This is a genomic window from Acinetobacter sp. CY05 (genome assembly GCF_059515805.1).
On the sequence record NZ_JCAKMW010000048.1, the window covers coordinates 1 to 4,980 of the forward strand.

Consider the following 4,980-nt stretch of genomic DNA (forward strand, 5'->3'; position numbering starts at 1 on the left):
ATAAGTATTTAGTTTAAATAATTTCCGGCATTAAAATACCAAGATTGCGGTATATGTTTTTGCTTTAAAATTAAGGGTTTAACAACCATATTGATTTGATGTAAACTTTCTTTTGAACGAAAAAAAACCCGACGGCAATCGGGCTTTTCTTCGTGAACTTGAAGAGAATAATCTCAACTAGCACACCAATTATCTTGAATCTTAATTGTAGCTAGTTGAGTCCACAAAAACAAGAGATTTAAGGACTCAAAGCATGGCTGAACATGCAAGACAACTCGATATTTTTTATGATGATTTAGCGTATAAGCCTTATTGTGCTGAATATTTAGATCGTGGTTTAGATATTTTACCAAAGCGAGAAGCCATCAAACGAAAATACATACAGGGTAATCAGCCTTGTATGGTCAATTATCTGTTTTTTGATTTAGATCACGCCGACTCTGTGCTTGCTTGGCATACAGAAAATTTACCAATTCCCTATTGGACTGCTCGTAACCCTGAAAATGGCCATTGCCATATTTGCTACAAGCTTGAAACACCATTTCCAACCACTGAAATTGCAAGTATTAAGCCTATACGCTACGCAAGTGCGATTCAGGCTGCATACGCTAAGAAACTAGGCTCTGATACTTCTTACAGCCGTTTAATCACAAAAAACCCTTTAAATAAGCATTGGGACGTTGTGCTTTGGAGCGATCAAGCCTACTCACTCGATTATTTAGCTGATTTTGTCGACTTGAACAATAAACTTTCTGCCGAGGAACGTATTCAGGGATTAGGCAGAAACTGCACCATTTTCGATTTAACGCGCTTTTGGGGCTATAAGGCTATAAGGGTACACCTACAGTCAAAATCGAGCTATGAGGCGTGGTTTAACGCTGTTTTAGAGCATGTTTTGAAAGAGAATGAGCAATTTCCTGAACCTCTGCAATATGGTGAGTTAAAACAGATTGCTAAAAGTATTGCTAAGTGGATATGGAATCGTTTTTCTTTGGAAAATTTTAGTGAAATACAGACTAAAAGAGGGGCATTAGGTGGTCTAAAAAGATCTAAAAAATATGATGATTTAAGACAACAAGCTATCGAGTTGCGAACGAAGCACAAAATGAGCATCCGTAAAATTGCAGAGGAACTCAAAGTAAGTAAAACCAGTGTTATGGCATGGCTTTAACCTACTTACAAATTGATTTAAGTATTTGAGTTGTTTAAAGTTCGATAAATAATACCTAGATGACAGTAAATATGAAAAAGTTAATGTTTTTTTTCTTACTTATAAGTACGAATAGTTTTGCTGAAATTATTGATGACCTTGGATACAAGTCAGTTTTTCGTACCTTTTATCCTACAATTTTTCACGTTTCAATGGAGGATGAAGATTATGAGGGGAAAAATTTGCATAAGGCAGGCATTAAAGAGAATGGGAAAGAATATTTAGCCTTTATGCATCCTACTCAAGAATATAAAAATGCTTTTGGTGAAGATAGGTATTTAGTATTTATCGAAAAACGTGAAATAGGAAAAAATGAGTACCAATTAGTTAATGGTACTTGGAAAAAAGTCGATAGCTTATTTTACGGATTTTCAAATACTTGCCATGCTTGTTACGCAAAAATAGATTTGAGAGTTTTTAAAAAACTTAAATCCAATCAATATGAGTTGGTTTCAACTAGTACAAAAGATTATGAAGGAACAGGAGGGTATGGAGTTGCAGATCTAAATACTTTTGAATTAGCAAAAAAAGTTCAAAGGATAGGTAACTCGAAGGTTGGCTTTTTTAATACTAGCTCTGACTTTAGTCATGGGACAGAAACAACAAATCTTAATCTAATCGTGTTAGATGAAAATCAAATTAAAGACTACTACATTGATACTGTCGGTTCAGATGATAGCGGTAAATACACTGAGGAATCACCATTAAGTCATACTTTAAAAAGTGAATGGCAAATAGATAAAAGTAAAGATGGTAATCCATATTATCCAATTGAAATTAAATTCATGGGTGATACTTATGATGAAAAATTAAAAAAGATCATCAACTATAACAAAATAAATATTTATGAGTTTAATGATCGTAAAAATGGATTTGTATTAACTTCTTCTACGAATTGGTGAATTCGACTAGATATCCCATAGAGTTGAATTCTTTATAGGGACAATATTTAGAGCAGTTTAGGTGTACCAAGTAGCCATATCAGATAACAGCCCCCTTTAGGGGGTTTTTTTAGGTCAAAATGGTCAATTGGGGTTTATGTTCCACGCTTTTAATTTTGTCCTTTTGCCTAGGCTATTTCTTAGTTTAGGACACTCACCTCGTTTTGTTACTTTGCCGTAACCGAGGGAGCTATATCTCACTTTCGTAGAGTTCACGTTGTTTATCGAATAGAACATGGGTAGGCAAATACTCAAGTCATCCTCACAATACGTCGTTTTTTATACTAAAAAATGGAAAAAACTCACAGAATGTCTGCTCACATCAATTTTTCTAAATTGCAAATATTCCTTGAGATAGCAGGGAAAACTATCGAATAGATTGGTGATTAACAGGACTGTTGCACTCTAAAAGTGGCTAAATATCACATCGTATTCTTTCATTGAAATTTGCTTAGTCCTGATTTAGATCGGGAGACCAATCCTGATCTTTCAGAACAATGGCGACCAAACCATTTTTAGCTATGTTTCTTTTCGTTTTTTAGATAACAAATAAAACCGACTCAAACTTTCGGAACAACATTACGCCCTTTACCAATCCTGACAGCCACGCCATGAATGAGTTTGCAATGTGTTATTCAGCAGTCAAAAACCCTGCCACAATTTCACTGTAAAAACAGTTTATATGCCCTACTTGTTCTCTCTCCCTCTCCCTACCTTGCCGTGACAATTCAATGTCTAACGGTATGGAGATTCCCAAGTTAGTTATAACGATCTTAGCGATTAGAACGCCAATGCTCATTTGTCTGTCGATACTTCCAGTTTCCCCACCACGCGGTTCCTTGAAAATTGGTGGATATGATCTAAAGACAAAATCGGAGCGTATGGCTCTTAATCTACACATGTCTGGAGTTTATGCTTCTCCATGTATACTGTTTAAGCTATCCGTTGACCCACTTTGCTTGATGTAATCTCACTTAGTGGTGCCGCTGCTTCCAGATTTCTCCTCAGCTAGCCTGTAACATTGCTGTTACCTCAAACGCCATCAGTTGTGCCAATGAGCTGCGCCTTCCTCGTATTTCTACAAGTGCATTTACCGCAACACATTGCCGTTTTTAACGAATCTTAACATCCTGTCAGATTCTCACGGTAATCGTTAAAACAGGGTTTCGATGCAAGCATCTAGCTAGGCTATATCTAACCTAACGACCATTTCACAATCTTTTGATTGCTTATAGGCTCCCGTTTCCTTGTCGCCCAACCCCATACAAGTATGGATTGGATCGAAAAGGAGTATTACAACTCCCTAGCGCCCATCAGATCGTACCGAACGGGATTTCTCCAGTAGTACGCTCAATCGGTCAGTCGGGGAGGGCTAATCCTCAACTGTTCGCTATCTAAAAATACATGGCTTTAAGCAGGCTGTTGCCTGCTCAAAATCGTAAAAACGAAATGGTCAGGCAGTTGGTCAGACTGCTTTCAGTCAATGAATATCCCGACTATAAACCATAAAAAACAGGGTGTAAATTCTGTCACCTAGGAACCACTTAATTGCACAATGACAAATTGTGTCAATTAAGTCCGCCCCATGCCTTCGGCATGGGGAAAAGTGGCTTTGCCACTAGAAGCCTTATAGAATAAGGCTTCTATAAAAAAATAATATTGCTTGATTACATAGGTTATTTTGTAATATTGTTTGATGACAATTGAATAAATATTGCTTGGTGACAATAGAATGATTCATTACAGCCCAAATAGTCGTTATACAGCCCAAAAAATTGTAGATAAGGTGGCAAACGGTGCGTATTTTTATAGTCACTTTACTGTTGATTCTGATAACACGATGTTCGCAGACCCAATTAAGAAATTAATTGAAAAATTAACCCAAAAATATTTTTTAGCCTTAAGCCCAAGGCAAAGGACTTATCGTTTAAATACTAAAAATGAACCTATTTCGGATCTCATTATTCAAAAACGCTATGGCTTAGACGTTTGGGACTTTTGGTTACTCGTTACAACTCCAAAAACTAATGAATACAATGCTCTCAAAGAAAATGGGCAATTAAAAAAAATTGTTAAACAACGAGTATCAGAAGTTGAAACAACGTGGAATCGAGAAGAAGAACAAGAGCAAATTTCATTGATTCAGGCTTATTTCAATGACAAAGAAAAATTCAAATTTGTTTTACAAAAGCCGTTTTTAAAACTTTCTTTTGGGAATGGTAAAAACGTTGAATTAGTGCGTCTTTCGCACTCAAAAAAGAAATCAAAGAACTATGCTGATGCCGAGAAAAGCGCCAAAAATTATACTTGGACTTGGCGTTTTGATGAGCCGAGTGTTCAACTCATTAGAAAAACATATACTGAAATTTTAAACGTGCTTATTTCCAATAAAGATAAAAGTGTTGGTATGGCTAAGTTGCATGAATTTTACGCAGATTTGAAATATTACGGTGTTTTCAAAGGGAATCGTCATCAAATTGGACGATTATTTGTTGATGCAGTTAGTTACCATTTTAAGAAAACAGGGAAAAATTTCAGGAAAATGGACTATTACGTTCCGCTGGAGCTGAATTATTTACCCCGACTGAAAAATTATGCAGACAACTTCACTCAATACATCTTTTTAAGAAGGTTATATGAGGGGAATAATATCGTTGTAGATAAAAGTGAACTAGATGAAGAAACCTATAACATGCTGTTTAATAAGTATTTAGTTTAAATAATTTCCGGCATTAAAATACCAAGATTGCGGTATATGTTTTTGCTTTAAAATTAAGGGTTTAACAACCATATTGATTTGATGTAAACTTTCTTTTGAACGAAAAAAAA

General features: G+C 35.7%; 3 protein-coding genes. All 3 read left to right on the forward strand.

Going from position 1 to position 4,980, the window contains the following annotated elements:
* Nucleotides 1-253 precede the first annotated feature (253 nt).
* Nucleotides 254-1,171 (forward strand): replication initiation protein, encoded by a 918-nt coding sequence (locus tag AC5YCD_RS15580; protein WP_496130867.1) that lies wholly within the window; start codon nucleotides 254-256, stop codon nucleotides 1,169-1,171.
* Nucleotides 1,172-1,242: 71 nt separating this feature from the next.
* Entirely contained in the window at nucleotides 1,243-2,112 is an 870-nt protein-coding gene (locus tag AC5YCD_RS15585; RefSeq protein ID WP_496130868.1) for a hypothetical protein, read from the forward strand.
* Nucleotides 2,113-3,883: 1,771 nt separating this feature from the next.
* Entirely contained in the window at nucleotides 3,884-4,870 is a 987-nt protein-coding gene (locus AC5YCD_RS15590) for a hypothetical protein (protein ID WP_496130869.1), read from the forward strand.
* Nucleotides 4,871-4,980: the final 110 nt, after the last annotated feature.

What these genes read in the sequence shown, in the direction of transcription:
- AC5YCD_RS15580 (WP_496130867.1), top strand. Translation starts at nt 254, where the DNA reads ATGGCTGAACATGCAAGACAACTCGATATTTTTTATGATGATTTAGCG.
- AC5YCD_RS15585 (WP_496130868.1), top strand. Translation starts at nt 1,243, where the DNA reads ATGAAAAAGTTAATGTTTTTTTTCTTACTTATAAGTACGAATAGTTTT.
- AC5YCD_RS15590 (WP_496130869.1), top strand. Translation starts at nt 3,884, where the DNA reads ATGATTCATTACAGCCCAAATAGTCGTTATACAGCCCAAAAAATTGTA.